General features: G+C 73.9%; 10 protein-coding genes. 9 read left to right on the forward strand and 1 reads right to left on the reverse strand.

Going from position 1 to position 15,028, the window contains the following annotated elements; translation table 11 throughout:
* Positions 1-130 precede the first annotated feature (130 nt).
* Positions 131-742: a TetR/AcrR family transcriptional regulator gene (locus tag ABZ449_RS16890; protein WP_360346221.1), complete on the forward strand. Its 612-nt coding sequence runs from the start codon at positions 131-133 to the stop codon at positions 740-742.
* A gap of 152 nt (positions 743-894) precedes the next feature.
* On the opposite strand, the gene ABZ449_RS16895 is transcribed toward ABZ449_RS16890, so the two are convergent.
* Positions 895-1,545 carry an HD domain-containing protein gene (locus ABZ449_RS16895; protein ID WP_360346223.1) on the reverse strand — a complete coding sequence of 217 codons (651 nt, stop codon included), beginning with the start codon at positions 1,543-1,545 and terminating at the stop codon, positions 895-897.
* Between the two features lie 103 nt (positions 1,546-1,648).
* Here ABZ449_RS16895 and ABZ449_RS16900 point away from each other — a divergent pair, with 103 nt between their 5' ends.
* From ABZ449_RS16900 to ABZ449_RS16935, 8 genes are all read left to right on the forward strand, one after another.
* Positions 1,649-2,614 (forward strand): helix-turn-helix domain-containing protein, encoded by a 966-nt coding sequence (locus ABZ449_RS16900; RefSeq protein WP_360346225.1) that lies wholly within the window; start codon positions 1,649-1,651, stop codon positions 2,612-2,614.
* Between the two features lie 223 nt (positions 2,615-2,837).
* On the forward strand, positions 2,838-4,562 hold the full coding sequence (locus tag ABZ449_RS16905) for an acyclic terpene utilization AtuA family protein (protein ID WP_360346227.1): 1,725 nt from the start codon (positions 2,838-2,840) through the stop codon (positions 4,560-4,562).
* Positions 4,559-6,157: a carboxyl transferase domain-containing protein gene (locus ABZ449_RS16910; protein WP_360346229.1), complete on the forward strand. Its 1,599-nt coding sequence runs from the start codon at positions 4,559-4,561 to the stop codon at positions 6,155-6,157. The genes ABZ449_RS16905 and ABZ449_RS16910 overlap by 4 nt, the downstream gene beginning before the upstream one ends.
* Positions 6,158-6,307: 150 nt before the next feature.
* Complete coding sequence (locus ABZ449_RS16915; protein WP_360346231.1) at positions 6,308-8,290, forward strand: biotin carboxylase N-terminal domain-containing protein; 1,983 nt, start codon at positions 6,308-6,310, stop codon at positions 8,288-8,290.
* Between the two features lie 12 nt (positions 8,291-8,302).
* Complete coding sequence (locus ABZ449_RS16920; RefSeq protein WP_360346233.1) at positions 8,303-9,475, forward strand: acyl-CoA dehydrogenase; 1,173 nt, start codon at positions 8,303-8,305, stop codon at positions 9,473-9,475.
* Between the two features lie 547 nt (positions 9,476-10,022).
* Positions 10,023-11,621 carry a 4-coumarate--CoA ligase family protein gene (locus ABZ449_RS16925; protein WP_360346235.1) on the forward strand — a complete coding sequence of 533 codons (1,599 nt, stop codon included), beginning with the start codon at positions 10,023-10,025 and terminating at the stop codon, positions 11,619-11,621.
* A gap of 113 nt (positions 11,622-11,734) precedes the next feature.
* Positions 11,735-12,355, forward strand: coding sequence for a TetR/AcrR family transcriptional regulator (locus ABZ449_RS16930; RefSeq protein ID WP_360346237.1), 621 nt, complete (start codon positions 11,735-11,737; stop codon positions 12,353-12,355).
* A gap of 148 nt (positions 12,356-12,503) precedes the next feature.
* On the forward strand, positions 12,504-14,981 hold the full coding sequence (locus ABZ449_RS16935) for a SpoIIE family protein phosphatase (RefSeq protein ID WP_360346239.1): 2,478 nt from the start codon (positions 12,504-12,506) through the stop codon (positions 14,979-14,981).
* Positions 14,982-15,028 lie beyond the last annotated feature (47 nt).

Consider the following 15,028-nt stretch of genomic DNA (forward strand, 5'->3'; position numbering starts at 1 on the left):
CGTGTCATCGGCGTGGCCACACTAGCATTCGTGTAGCGCTCGCTACATGAATATCATGTTTCACTGGTGTGAAGCCGTCCTTCGGCGCGCGCCTTCGACCGAGCGCGCCACCGACGACATGGGAGCATCGATGGCAGGTGTACGCGGCCAGGGCCGCAAGTTCGATCTCGAAGACATCCTGGAAAAAGCCATGTTCGTCTTCTGGCGGCACGGGTACGACGGCACGTCGGTGTCCACCCTCACCCGGGAGATGGGGATCGGCGCCCCCAGCCTCTACGCCGCCTTCGGCAGCAAGGAGGGCCTGTTCCTCGCCGTCGTCGAGCACTACAACAACGGCTGGGGCGGCTTCATGCAGCGCGTCTTCGAGGAGGAGGAGCGCGCCTCCGACCTGATCCACCGCCTGCTCCACGAGGCGGCCGACGCCTACGCCCACGTCGACTGCCCCGGCGGCTGTCTGATCATCAGCTCCGCCACCCGGGTCTCCGACGCCGGTCAGCAGGTCGCCGACCGCCTCCGCGAGCTGCGCAACGCCAACATCGATCGGCTGGAGGCCCGCATCGGGGCCGACGTCGACGCGGGCATCCTGCCGGCCGGCCTCGACGCGCGCGCCGTCGCCGAGTTCCTCGGGGCGGTCGTCCAGGGCATGTCCCACCGGGCGCGGGACGGCGCGACGGTCGCCACGCTGCGGACGGTCGCGGGGATGGCGTGGGACTCCGTGCGGGTCCTGCTGGGCGAGACCTGAGCGACGCCCCCCCCCCCGAAAGACGCGAACGGGCAGGGGCCCCGTACCGGATCCGTGGATCGGTACGGGGCCCCTGCCCGCGTGAGGGGATCGGGCCGCCGCGGTGGCGCGGCCGGGCCTTCGGGCCGCCCCTCCTGGGGCTTCGACCCGGCTCACTCGGCCCAGTCGGACCCGAGGATCACCTCCACGAAGTCGCCACGCTCGAAGCCCGGTACGAAGTGGGCGAGCACGTCCGCCTTGACGTTGCCGAAGGTGGTGTCCGGGCGGTTCCTGATCCCGTCGGTGAACGCGGCCAGGATGCGGTTCTTGAAGTCGGGTCGCGGGTGGGCGGCGACCACGGCGGCGCGCTGCTCCTCGGTGACGGCGTGGTAGCCGATGCCCAGCACGTCCAGTTCCACGCCCCGGGTGACGAGGGCGATCTCGGGAGCCATGTGCAGCGGGATCTCCGGGGTGGTGTGCAGGGCGATCGCCGTCCAGACCCGCTGCGCCGGCTCGCCGGCGATGCCGTGGGACTCCAGGAAGCGGCGGGCCTCGTCGGCGCCGTCGATTTCGAAGCGCTGGTCGGTACGGGCGAAGCGCTCGGTGAGGCCGAGGTCGTGGAACATCGCGCCCACGTACAGCAGCTCCGGATCGAACGCCAGCCCCTGCTCGGCTCCGCGCAGCGCCCCGAACAGGAACACCCGGCGCGAGTGGTCGAACAGCAGCGGCGAGGCCGTGTCCCGCACCAGCTCCGTCGCCTCGCGGGCCAGGGCGCTGGCCGGGATGCGCACACCCGCGATCGTTGCCGTCGTCACGTTCGTCATGGTTTCCTCCGCTTTCGCAGCCGTTCGACTGACTCCTCCACCTTCGCCCACGGCGTTAGGCTGTCACCATGTCCGTACAGACACGTACACCTCGGATTCAGACATGAGGCGCCGGGTCGCCTTCCTCGTCTTCGACGGAGTGACACTGCTCGACGCCAGTGGTCCGCTGGAGGTCTTCCACCAGGCCGGCCGGCTCGGCCACCCGTACGAGTCCGTCCTGGTCTCCCCGGGTGGCGGCACCGTCACCGCCTCCAACGGCGTCTCCCTGGCGGGCACCGCCGCGCCGCAGGACACCGGGGGACTCCTGGACACCGTGATCGTCGCCGGAGCCGACCTCCTGGTCTCCGAAGGCCCCGCCGAGCCGCTGCTCGCCGCAGCGGGCAGCCTCGCCGTGCGGTCGCGGCGGGTCGCCTCGGTGTGCAGCGGCGCCTTCGTGCTCGCCGCGCTCGGACTGCTCGACGGCCGCCGGGCCACCACCCACTGGCGCCACGCCCCCGCCCTCGCGCTCCGCCACCCCCGGGTGCGGGTCGAGCCCGACGCCCTGCACGTCCAGGACGGCCGCTACCACACCAGCGCCGGCATCAGCGCGGGCATCGACCTCGCCCTCGCCCTGGTCGAGCACGACCACGGAGCCGAGGCCGCCCGCGCCATCGCCCGCGAGCTGGTCGTCTTCATGCAGCGCCCCGGCGGCCAGTCGCAGTTCTCGGCCGCCCTGGCCACGCCGCCCGCCCGCAGCGAGCTGCTGCGCACCCTCACCGACGCCGTCCTCGCCGATCCCGCCGCCGACCACAGCCTGCCCGCGATGGCCGCCGGCGCCGCCGTCAGCACCCGCCACCTCACCCGGCTCTTCCAGGCCGAGCTGCACACCACCCCGGCCCGCTGGGTGGAGAGCGTCCGCCTCGACCGCGCCCGGCAGCTGCTCCTCGACGGCCACAGCGTGACCGCCGCCGCCCAGCACAGCGGCCTGGGCAGCGACGAGACCCTGCGCCGCGCCTTCGCCCGCCACCTGGGCACCACGCCGACCGAGTACCGCAGCCGCTTCACCACCACCCACGACGGCACCGACTGACGCCCGGTGGGAACCGCCACCGCCGGGCCGGGCGGCCGCCGGCCATCGGCTCCAACCGCCAGCAACCGGTTCCGTCCACACCTGGTTCCCGGGCCGGCGGCGTGAGCGGATCTCCAGGGAAACAAGCAAGCATGATTGCTTTTTTCTGCCGACGGTGCCACGCTGCTGCCCGGTGGCGCCCGTTCGTGGGTGCGCCCAACTCACCGGCAGGGGAGGCGCCTTGGTGCGCGACGGCACGGTACTGCGGATCGGCAATGCTTCGGGGTTCTACGGGGACCGCTTCGAGGCGGTGCGGGAGATGCTCACCGGTGGGCCGCTGGACGTGCTCACCGGGGACTACCTGGCGGAGCTGACCATGCTGATCCTCGCCCGGGACCGGCTGAAGGATCCGTCGCTGGGCTACGCCCGGACGTTCCTGCGCCAGATGGAGGAGTGCCTCGGGCTGGCCCGGGAGCGCGACGTGAAGATCGTGGTCAACGCGGGCGGCCTCAATCCGGCCCGGCTCGCCGAGGAGCTGCGAGCGCTGGCGGGCAGGCTCGGGATCGAGGCGGCCGTTGCCCACGTCGAGGGCGACGACCTGCTGTCGCGTCGGGACGAACTCGGCCTGCCGGACGGGCTGTTGGCGGCCAACGCCTATCTCGGCGGGTTCGGTGTCGCCGCCTGCCTGGCGGCCGGCGCGGACGTGGTGGTGACCGGCCGGGTGACGGACGCGGCGCTGGTCGTCGGCCCCGGGATCGCCCATTTCGGCTGGACCCACGAGGACCTGGACGCCCTGGCCGGCGCCGTGGTGGCCGGGCACGTCCTGGAGTGCGGCGCCCAGGCGACCGGCGGCAACTACGCCTTCTTCCGGGAGCACGACGTCACCCGGCCCGGCTTCCCGCTCGCGGAGCTGCGCGCCGACGGCTCCAGTGTGATCACCAAGCATCCGGGCACCGGCGGCGCCGTCACCACGGGCACCGTCACCGCCCAACTCCTCTACGAGACCGGCGGATCGCACTACCTCGGCCCTGACGTCACGGCCCGGCTGGACACCGTGCGGCTCACCGAGGAGGGCCCGGACCGGGTCCGGATCGACGGCGTGCGCGGCGAGGCACCGCCGCCCACCCTGAAGGCGGGCCTCAACCGGCTCGGCGGCCACCTCAACGAGGTGGTGTTCGTCCTCACCGGCCTGGACATCGAGGCCAAGGCCGACCTGGTGCGGCGGCAGTTCGCCGACGCCCTGCCGCCCGGAGCCGGCCCCGCCGAAATGCGCTGGACCCTGGCCCGCACCGACCAGCCGGACGCCCCGACCGAGGAGGCCGCCTCCGCCCTGCTGCGGCTGGCCGCCCGCGACCCGGACCCGGCCAAGGTCGGACGCGGACTCGGCAAGGCCGCCGTCGAACTGGGGCTCGCCGGGTACCCCGGTTTCCACCTCACCGCCCCGCCCGGACCGGGCGCGCCGTACGGCGTGTTCAGCGCCGCGCACGTCGACGCGAAGGCCGTCGAGCACACCGCCGTCCTGCCGGACGGCCGCCGGATCGCCGTACCGCCGGCGCCCGTCACCGCCCGGGCCCGCCCGGTGGAGGGCGAGCTGCCCGAACCGCTGCCGGCCGGGCCCACCCGGCGGGCCCCGCTCGGGCTGGTGGCCGGCGCCCGCAGCGGCGACAAGGGCGGGGACGCCAACCTCGGCGTCTGGGCCCGCACCGAGGACGGCTGGCGCTGGCTGGCGCACGCCCTCACCGTCGATCGGCTGCGCGAACTCCTGCCCGAGACCGCCGAGTTGCCCGTCACCCGGCATGTGCTGCCGAACCTGCGCGCCGTCAACTTCACCCTCACCGGCCTGCTCGGCGAGGGCGTCGCCGCCCGGCACCGCTTCGACCCGCAGGCCAAGGCCCTCGGGGAGTGGCTGCGCTCCCGCCACCTCGACATCCCGACCACGCTCCTGGACACCCCGGAGGCCGCGCTGTGACCGTCCTGACCACCCGTGTCGACCCGGCCGGGCCCGATCACGCCGAGCACCGCGCCGCGATGGTCGTCAGGCTCGCCGAACTCGACGCCGAGTACGCCAAGGCACTGGAGGGCGGCGGTCCCAAGTACGTGGAGCGCCACCACGAGCGCGGCAAGCTGCTGGCCCGCGAGCGGATCGAGCTGCTGGTCGACCCGGACTCCCCCTTCCTGGAGCTGTCCCCGCTGGCCGCCTGGGGGAGCGACTACCCGGTGGGCGCGGCGCTGGTCACCGGCATCGGCACGATCGAGGGCGTGGAGTGCGTGATCACCGCCAACGACCCGACGGTGCGCGGCGGCGCCAGCAACCCCTGGACCCTCCGAAAGGCCCTGCGGGCCAACGAGATCGCGCTGAACAACCGCCTCCCGCTGGTCAACCTGGTGGAGTCCGGCGGCGCCGACCTGCCCAGCCAGAAGGAGGTCTTCATCCCCGGCGGCGCCCTCTTCCGTGACCTCACCCGGCTGTCCGCCGCCGGAATCCCCACCGTGGCCGTGGTGTTCGGCAACTCGACGGCCGGCGGCGCCTACGTGCCGGGCATGTCCGACCACACGGTGCTGGTCAAGGAGCGCGCCAAGGTGTTCCTCGGCGGCCCGCCGCTGGTGAAGATGGCCACCGGTGAGGAGGCCGACGACGAGTCGCTGGGCGGCGCCGAGATGCACGCCCGCGTCTCCGGGCTGGCCGACCACTTCGCGGTGGACGAGGTGGACGCGCTGCGGATCGCCCGCCGGATCGTCGCCCGGCTCGACCACCGCAAGCCCGGCCCCGACCCGGATCGGTTCGCCGAGCCGCCCAGGTACGACGAGGAGGAGCTGCTCGGCATCGTCCCCGGCGACCTCAAGGTGCCCTTCGATCCGCGCGAGGTGATCGCCCGGATCGTCGACGGCTCCGACTTCGACGAGTTCAAGCCGCTCTACGGCACCAGCCTGGCCACCGGCTGGGCCCGCCTCCACGGCTACCCGGTCGGCATCCTGGCGAACGCCCAGGGTGTGCTGTTCAGCCAGGAGTCCCAGAAGGCCGCCCAGTTCATCCAGTTGGCCAATCAGCGCGACACCCCGCTGATCTTCCTGCACAACACCACCGGCTACATGGTCGGCAAGGACTACGAGCAGGGCGGCATCATCAAGCACGGCGCGATGATGATCAACGCGGTCGCCAACTCCAAGGTCCCGCACCTGTCCGTCCTGATGGGCGCCTCCTACGGGGCCGGCCACTACGGCATGTGCGGCCGGGCCTTCGAGCCGCGATTCCTGTTCAGCTGGCCGAGCGCCAAGTCCGCGGTGATGGGGCCGCAGCAGCTCGCCGGAGTGCTGTCGATCGTCGCCCGGCAGTCCGCCGCGGCGAAGGGGCAGCCGTACGACGAGGACGCGGACGCGGCCATCCGGGCGATGGTCGAGCAGCAGATCGAGGCCGAGTCGCTGCCGGTGTTCCTCTCCGGCAGGCTCTACGACGACGGCGTGATCGACCCGCGCGACACCCGTACGGTGCTCGGCCTGTGCCTGTCCGCGATCCACAACGCGCCGGTCGAGGGCGCGCAGGGCTACGGCGTCTTCCGGCTGTGAAGGCCGCCCCTGCAAAGGCTGCCCGAGCAAGGGCCGCGCTCGCAGAGGTCGCCCCTGCGAAGGCTGCCCGAGCAAGGGCCGCGCGTGCAGAGGCCGCCCCTGCAAGGGCCCCGGTGTGAAGGACCTCCGCTGCAAAGGACTCCCGAGACAATGATCACCAACCTGCTGGTCGCCAACCGGGGCGAGATCGCCCGCCGGGTGTTCCACACCTGCCGGGAGCTCGGCATCGCGACCACCGCCGTCCACTCCGACCCGGACGCCGGCGCCCCGCACGTGCGCGAGGCCGACGCGGCCGTCCGGTTGCCCGGCGCCGCGCCCGCCGACACCTACCTGCGCGCCGACCTGATCGTCCGGGCCGCGCTCGCCGCCGGGGCCGACGCCGTCCACCCCGGCTACGGATTCCTCTCCGAGAGCGCGGAGTTCGCGCAGGCCGTGCTGGACGCGGGCCTGCTCTGGGTCGGCCCGCCGCCGGCCGCGATCGCCGCGATGGGCTCCAAGACCGCCGCCAAGCGCCTGATGGCCGAGGCCGGGGTTCCGGTGCTCGGCGCGCTCGCCGAGCCCACCGAGGCCGACCTGCCGCTGCTGGTCAAGGCCGCGGCGGGCGGTGGCGGGCGCGGCATGCGGGTCGTCCGGAGCCTGGCGGAGCTCCCCGGCGAGCTGGCGGCCGCCCGGGCCGAGGCGGCCAAGGCCTTCGGCTCGGACGAGGTGTTCTGCGAGCGCTACCTGCCCACCGGTCGGCACGTCGAGGTCCAGCTGCTGGCCGACACCCACGGCACCGTCTGGGCGGTCGGCGACCGCGACTGCTCGCTGCAGCGCCGCCACCAGAAGGTGATCGAGGAGGCCCCGGCCCCCGGCCTGCCCGACGAGGTGCGCGCCGAACTGCACGCGGCGGCCCGCGACGCGGCCAGGGCGATCGGCTACACGGGCGCCGGCACCGCCGAGTTCCTGCTCGCCGAGGACGGCCGCTTCTTCTTCCTGGAGATGAACACCCGTCTTCAGGTCGAACACCCGGTCACCGAGGCCGTCACCGGCCTGGACCTGGTGGCGCTGCAGCTCGCCGTCGCCGAGGGGGAGTCGCTGCCGCCCGAGCCGCCGGCCCCGGCCGGCCACGCGATCGAGGCCCGGCTCTACGCCGAGGACCCGGCGAAGGACTGGCAGCCCGCGACCGGAACCCTGCACCGGCTCGAACTCACGCTCCCGCACCAGGAGTTCACCGGCCAGGGCGGCCACACCGGCCAGGGCGGCCACACCGGCCAGGGCGGCCACACCGGCCGGGGCACCGGACTGCGGCTGGACTCCGGCGTGGAGGCCGGCGGCGAGATCACCCCGCACTACGACGCGATGCTCGCCAAGGTGATCGCCTGGGCGCCCACGCGTGCGGCCGCCGCCCGCCGGCTCGCCGACGCGCTCGCCCGCGCCCGCGTCCACGGCCCGGCCACCAACCGGGACCTGCTGGTGCGCGCACTGCGCCACCCGGCCTTCCTGGCCGCGGACCTGCACACCGGCTTCCTGGCCGAGCACACGGCCGAACTCACCGCCCGGGACACCAAGGACGTGGAGCGCGCCGCCCTGGCCGCGGCCCTCGCCGACGCCGCGGGCCGCCGCGGCGCCCTGCCCTCCGGCTGGCGCAACCTGCCCTCCCAGCCGCAGCTCAAGCGCTACCGGGCCGAGGACGGCACCGAGTCGGCCGTCCGCTACGAGTTCACCCGCATCGGCCTGCTGGCCGAGGACCAGCCGGGCGTCAAGCTCGTCGAGGCCGCGCCGGACCGGGTGGTGCTGTCCGAGGACGGGCTGCGGCGCACCTACCGCGTCGCCCGCCACGGCGACCGGGTGTACGTCGACACCCCGGCCGGCAGTACCGCGCTCACCGCCCTGCCGCGCTTCCCCGACCCCACCGTCCGCACCGACCCCGGCGCCCTGCTCGCCCCGATGCCCGGCACCGTCGTCCGGGTCGTCGCCGCCGTCGGGGACACCGTCACCGCCGGCCAGTCGCTGCTGGTGCTGGAGGCGATGAAGATGGAGCACCGCGTCGCCGCCCCGTCCGACGGCACCCTCGTCGAACTGCGCGCCACCCCCGGCCGGCAGGTCGAAACCGGCACCCTGCTGGCCGTCGTCCAGCCCATCGAAGCCTGAGGAAGGACCCGCATGTCCACCATCGGCAGTCAGCTCCTGGAGACCCCCGAGCGCCAGGCCCTGCGCCGGGCCGTCGGCGACCTCGGCCGCCGCTACGGCTCCTCCTACTACCTCGCCAAGGCCCGGGCCGGCGAACCCGCCGACGAACTGTGGGCGGAGGCCGGCAAGGCCGGCTACCTCGGCGTCAACCTGCCCGCGGAGTACGGCGGCGGGGGCGGCGGCATCACCGACCTCGCCATCGTCCTGGAGGAACTCGGCACCGCCGGCTGCCCGTTGCTGCTGCTCATCGTCTCCCCGGCGATCTGCGGCACCGTGATCGCCCGCTACGGCACCGAGGAGCAGAAGCGCCGCTGGCTGCCCGGCCTGGCCGACGGCAGCCGCAGGATGGCCTTCGGCATCACCGAACCGGACGCCGGCTCCAACGCGCACCGGATCTCCACCGTGGCCCGCCGGGACGGCGAGGACTGGCTGCTGACCGGCCGCAAGGTCTTCGTCTCCGGCATCGACCACTGCGACGCGGTGCTGTTCGTCGCCCGAACCGAGGACGCGCGCACCGGTAAGCTCAAGCCCTGCCTGTTCGTCGTCCCGCGCGAGACCCCCGGCTTCGAGTTCCGGCCGATACCGATGGAGCTCGTCGCCCCGGAGAAGCAGTTCCAGGTCTTCCTGGACGACGTCCGGCTGCCCGCGGACGCCCTGGTCGGCGACGAGAACGCGGGACTGCTCCAGCTGTTCGCGGGCCTCAACCCCGAGCGGATCCTCACTGCGGCCTTCTCGCTCGGCCTCGCCCGCCAGGCGCTCGGCAAGGCGGTCGAGTACGCGAAGACCCGCACCGTGTGGTCCACCCCGATCGGCGCCCACCAGGGCCTGGCCCACCCGCTGGCCCAGTGCGCGGTGGAGATCGAGCTGGCCCGGCTGATGACCCAGAAGGCCGGACTGCTCTACGACGCGGGCGAGGACCTCGCCGCCGGGGAGGCCGCCAACATGGCCAAGTACGCGGCCGGCGAGGCCGCCGCCCGGACCGTCGACCAGGCGGTGCAGACCCTCGGCGGCAACGGGCTGACCCAGGAGTACGGGCTGGGCGCGCTGCTGGCCGCGACTCGGGTCGGCCGGGTCGCACCGGTCAGCCGGGAGATGGTGCTCAACTACGTGGCGCAGCACACCCTCGGACTACCGAAGTCGTACTGATGAACGCGTCCGCGCTCGGGTGTGCGAAAACGGCGGCCCGGTCCTGGTGGCCGGCACGGCGGTCGTACCCGCCGTCGCGGGGCGGCCGGACGCGGCCCGGCGCGGCACGTGTCGCGGGGCGCGGCGGTCCGGGCGGGTGGAACCCCGCCGGGCCGCCGCGGCCGTTCGGCGCGGCCGACCACGAGGGCGCCGCCGACGGGCGCGCCGCAGGAGGCCTCGAAGTCCCTGCTCCGCCGTGATGTCCCGCCCCGGGAACGTCCATTCGAGTTTGTCGTGCCCGTCCGGAAGGCAGGACACACCCGTCGCAGCGGTGCCGTCGGTGATCGCGATCGCCCCGGCCGGTGCGGTCGCGCCGTCGGTGGGCGCGGCTGCCGGTCGATCGTCCGGTCGGGTGACCCTGGGAGCAGCCGCGCCACGTACGGGCCATCGCGGGTTACCCACAATGGCCGAGCCAGACCCCCGACTGTCCGTATGCTCCTGAACGCGCCCCGCACGGAACTGCTCGCCGGTTTTGTTGCTACGTCAACTTCCTTACTGGAGGCTCATCTTGGTATTCCGAAGCGAGTTCCCCGACGTCTCCACGGTTGACCTGCCGATCCACGAGGCGGTGCTCGGCGCCGCGGCGCGGCACGGCGACCGCCCGGCCCTGATCGACGGCGTCACCGGCGAGACCATCAGCTACGCCCAACTCGCCGCCGCCGTCGAGCGGGTGGCCGCCGGGCTGGCCGAGACAGGCGTGCGCCACCGTGACGTCGTCGCCCTCTTCAGCCCCAACTCGACCGCCTACCCGATGGCCTACTTCGGCGCGACCAGGGCCGGCGCCACCGTCACCACGGTCTCCTCCTTCGCCACGCCCACCGACCTGGCCGGCCAGCTGAGCGACAGCGGCGCCCGCTGGCTGGTCACCGTCTCCGCCTTCCTGTCGACCGCCCGTGCGGCCGCCGAACTCCTCGCCGGACAGGGCCGCCCGCTGGCCGAGATCCTCGTCCTGGACGGCGCCGAGGGCCACCGCTCGCTCGCCGACCTGCTGGCCACCACCGGCCCCGCCCCCGACGTCCCCGTCGACCCGGGCGAGGACATCGCCGTGCTGCCGTACTCCAGCGGCACCACCGGCCTGCCCAAGGGCGTGATGCTCACCCACCGCTCGATCGCCACCAACCTCGCCCAGTGCGACGCCCTCTACCGCCCCGCCGAGGGCGAACGGGTGCTCGCCGTCCTGCCGTTCTTCCACATCTACGGCCAGGCCGCGCTGCTCAACCAGCCGCTGCGCTGCGGCGCCACCGTGGTCGTGCTGCCCCGCTTCGACCTGGAGCAGTTCTGCCGCACCGTCCAGGAGCACCGGGTGCAGGCCCTGGTGGTGGCCCCGCCGATCGCCCTCGCGCTGGCCCGGCACCCGATCGTGGACCGCTACGACCTCTCCTCCGTCGAGTACCTGCTGTGCGCCGCCGCCCCGCTGGACCACGAACTCGCCGACGCCTGCGCCCGCCGCCTGGGCCTGCCGCACCTGCTCCAGGGCTACGGCATGACCGAGCTCTCCCCGGTCACCCACGTCGTCTCCCCCCGCGAGGGCGACCCCCCGCCCGGCTCGGTGGGCCGGATGGTCCCCTCCACCGAGCTGCGGATCTCCGCCCTGGACGGCTCCGACGCCGACCTCGGCCCCGGCGAACGCGGCGAGCTGCTCATCCGCGGTCCGCAGGTGATGAAGGGCTACCTCGGCCGCCCCTCCGAGACCGCCGCGGTGGTCGACGCCGAGGGCTGGCTGCACACCGGCGACGTCGGCTTCGTGGACGAGCGCGGCTACCTGCACATCGTCGACCGGGTCAAGGAACTGATCAAGTACAAGGGCTACCAGGTCGCCCCTGCCGAACTGGAGGCCGTCCTGCTCGGCCACCCGCAGATCACCGACGCAGCCGTCATCGGGATCCCGGACGCCGAGGGCACCGAGTGCCCCAAGGCCTTCGTGGTCCGCGCCCCGGGCAGCGCCCTCACCGAGGAGGAGGTCACCGGGTACGTCGCCGGGCAGGTCGCCCCGTACAAGAAGGTCCGCGCGGTGGAGTTCGTGGACGCCGTCCCCAAGTCCGCGGCCGGCAAGATCCTCCGCCGCGAACTGCGTGCCCGCGAGGCCGGGCGCGCCGCCGTCCGCTGACCCGCCGGGGCCGCCCCGGCGGCCGAAGACCGGCGCCCGTCTGTGAGGATCTTCCTGCCGCGCCCCGACCGGGACCCGCCGCGCCCCGATCCGAACAGGAACCGCCCGCCGCCATGACCAGCCACCCCGCCGCCCGCACCCCGCAGCAGGACCGCAGCCGAGCCACCAGGGCCCGGCTGCTCGCGGCGGCCGTGGAATGCCTGGCCGAGCTCGGCTGGCACGGCTCCACCGTCACCGTCGTCGCCGAGCGGGCCGGCGTCTCCCGGGGCGCGGCCCAGCACCACTTCCCGACCCGCGAGGACCTCTTCACCGCGGCCGTCGAGCACGTCACCGCCGAGCGGCTGGCAGCCGTCCGCGCCCACGCGGACGAACTGCCGGCCGCCGGACCGGACCGCACCCGGGCCGTGGTCGACATGATCGTGCGCCTCTACACCGGCCCGCTGTTCCGCGCCGCCCTGCACCTGTGGACCGCCGCCGCCACCGAGGAGGCGCTGCGTGAACGGATCATCGCCCTGGAGGGCCACGTCGGCCGGGAGGCCCACCGGGCCGCCGTGGAGTTCCTCGACGCCGACGAGAGCCGCCCCGGGGTGCGCGAATCCGTGCAGGCCACGCTGGACCTCGCCCGCGGACTGGGCCTCGCCAACCTGCTCACCGACGACAGCCACCGACGTTCCGGAGTGATCCGGCAGTGGGCGGGCGTTCTGGAGAGTACGCTGCGGCCGGTACGCCCATGACGCCCGTACAACCGGAGCGGCCGGACGCCCCCTGACCAAGGGGTCGCCGGGCGGCCGATGTCCGTGCAGTCTGGAGAAGAACCCCGGCCGGCACGGACCGCGAGGCCCACCCGGCCGGGCACGAGCCGAACCGGGGTGCTGCCTGATCATGCACGGACACGAGTGGGACGCGACCGACGCCGACCTGGCACCGGGCGGTAACCCCGGACGTCCCGAGGGCGCGCACCCCGAAGGCCACCGGCTCGTCCCGCTCGCGACGGCGCTGCTCCAGGACGACGGACTGATCCTGCACTGGAGCGAGGACGCCGAGGCCCTGCTCGGCTACTCCTCGGAGGAGGCCGTCGGCAGCTACGCCGCCCAGCTGCTCACCGACGAGTCCGACCGCTCCGAGGTGCTCGACCTCTTCCAGCGGATCATGAGCGGCAGCGGCTGGTCCGGCGTCTTCCCGGTGCGTCACCGCGACGGCCACAAGATCGACCTGGAGTTCCGCACCTACCCGATCGCCGGCCCGGGCGGCACCCTGCTGCTGCTCGCCACCGCCTCCGACACCCGCGCCCTGCACGCCGTGGAGGCCGACCTCGCGGTGCTGGACGGCATCTTCGCCCGCTCGCCGATCGGCATGGCCGTCTACGACACCGAGCTGCGCTACATCCGGATCAACGAGGCGCTGGCCCGGATGAACGGGGTGCCGGTCGCCGCCCACCTCGGCCGCCGGATATCCGCCGTCCTGCCCGGCATCAACAGCACCGAGATCGAGCAGATCATGCGCCAGGTGCTGAAGACCGGCAAACCCGTGGTGGACGCCCGCTCGCACGGAAGGGTCCCCGGCGACCCCAAGCGGGACCACGCCTGGTCCGCCTCCTACTTCCGGCTGGAGGACTCCACCGGCCGGATCTTCGGGGTCTGCTCCTCGATCATCGACGTCACCGAGCGCTTCCAGGCCGAGGCCCGCGCCGCCCGCGCCCAGGAACGGCTCACCACCATCGCCGAGGCCACCGCCCGGATCGGCACCACCCTCGACCTCCAGCGCACCGCCGAGGAGCTGATCGAGGCCGTCGTCCCCCGGTTCGCCGACTTCGCCACCGTCGACCTGCTGGAGCCGGTGCTGCGCGGCGCCGAGCCCACCCCGATCCCCTCCGACCGGAACGTCACGCTGCGCGCCGTCGCCGTCGGGGAGTCCTACGAGAGCGGTCTCGTGCACGCCGTGGACGTGGTCGGCGAGACCTCCGAGTACGCCCCCGACCGCAGCTACACCCAGTGCCTGCGCAGCGGGAAGCCGCTGCTGCGCGCCCACGTGGACGAGGAGGTGCTGCGCGGACTGGTCTCCAGCGAGGACCGGGTGGCCCCCGGGATGGCGGCGGGCATCCACTCGTACCTGATGGTGCCGATCACCGCCCGGGGCATGGTGCTGGGCGGCTCCGAGTTCATCCGGATGCGCAACCCCGAGCCGTTCACCGCCGCCGACGTCGCCCTCGCCGAGGAACTCGTCGCCCGCACCGCGCTGGCGCTCGACAACGCCCGGCTCTACCGCCGCGAGCGGGAGACCGCGCTCACCCTCCAGCGCAGTCTGCTGCCGCAGGAGGTGCACCGCACCCTCGGCCTGGAGATCGCCTACCGCTACCTGCCCAGCAGCGTGGTCAGCGAGGTCGGCGGCGACTGGTTCGACGTGGTGCCGCTGTCCTGCGGCCGGGTCGCGCTGGTGGTCGGCGACGTGATGGGCCACGGCATCCGGGCCGCCGCCACGATGGGCCAGCTGCGCACCGTCGCCCGGACCCTCGCCACCCTCGACATGCCGCCCGAGCAGGTCCTCACCCGGCTGGACGAAACCGCCACGGGAATCGGCGAGGGCCAGTTCGCCACCTGCATCTGCGCGGTGTACGACCCGCTGGAGCACACCGTCCAGATCGCCTCGGCCGGGCACCTGCCGCCGGTCCGGGTCGCCCCCGACGGCACCGCCGCCCGGGTGGACGTGCCGCCCGGGGTGCCGCTGGGCGTCGGCGGGGTGGCCTTCGAGTCGATCGAGTTCACCATCCCCGAGGGCGGCATGGTCGCGCTCTACACCGACGGCCTGGTCGAGCGGCGCGGCGAGGACCTGGACGCGGGGATCGACCTGCTCGCCCGCACCCTGTCCGGCCCCGGCCGGACCCTGGAGGAGAGCTGCGACGCCGTCCTCGGGGCGCTGGTCACCGACGGCACCGAGGACGACATCGCGATGATCATGGCCCGGGTGCTGCCGCTGCCCGCCGACCGGATCGCCACCCTCCCGCTGTCCGGAGGCGGCCGGGTGCCGGGCAAGGCCCGCCGTTTCACCCGCGCCACCCTGGAGGCTTGGGGCCTGTCGGCGCTCACCGACTACGCCGAGCTGCTGGTCAGCGAGCTGGTCACGAACGCCCTGCTGCACGCCGACGCCCCGCGCCGGCTGCGGCTGTTCCGCGACCGGGTGCTCACCGTGGAGGTCTCCGACGCCGGTGGCCAGACCCCCCAGCTGCGCCCCTTCGCCGAGCAGGACGAGGGCGGACGCGGGATGTTCCTGGTCAGCGAGCTGGCCCAGCGCTGGGGCAGCCGGCTGACGCGGGACGGCAAGGTGGTCTGGGCGGAGCTGGAGCTGCCCTTCGGGGCCTCGTAGGGAACGGCCGTTCCGCGGACGAGTACGGCCGTTCCCCGGGGGAAACG

It is taken from the genome of Kitasatospora sp. NPDC005856 (genome assembly GCF_040629945.1).
In the GTDB taxonomy this organism is placed as follows: Bacteria; Actinomycetota; Actinomycetes; order Streptomycetales; family Streptomycetaceae; genus Kitasatospora.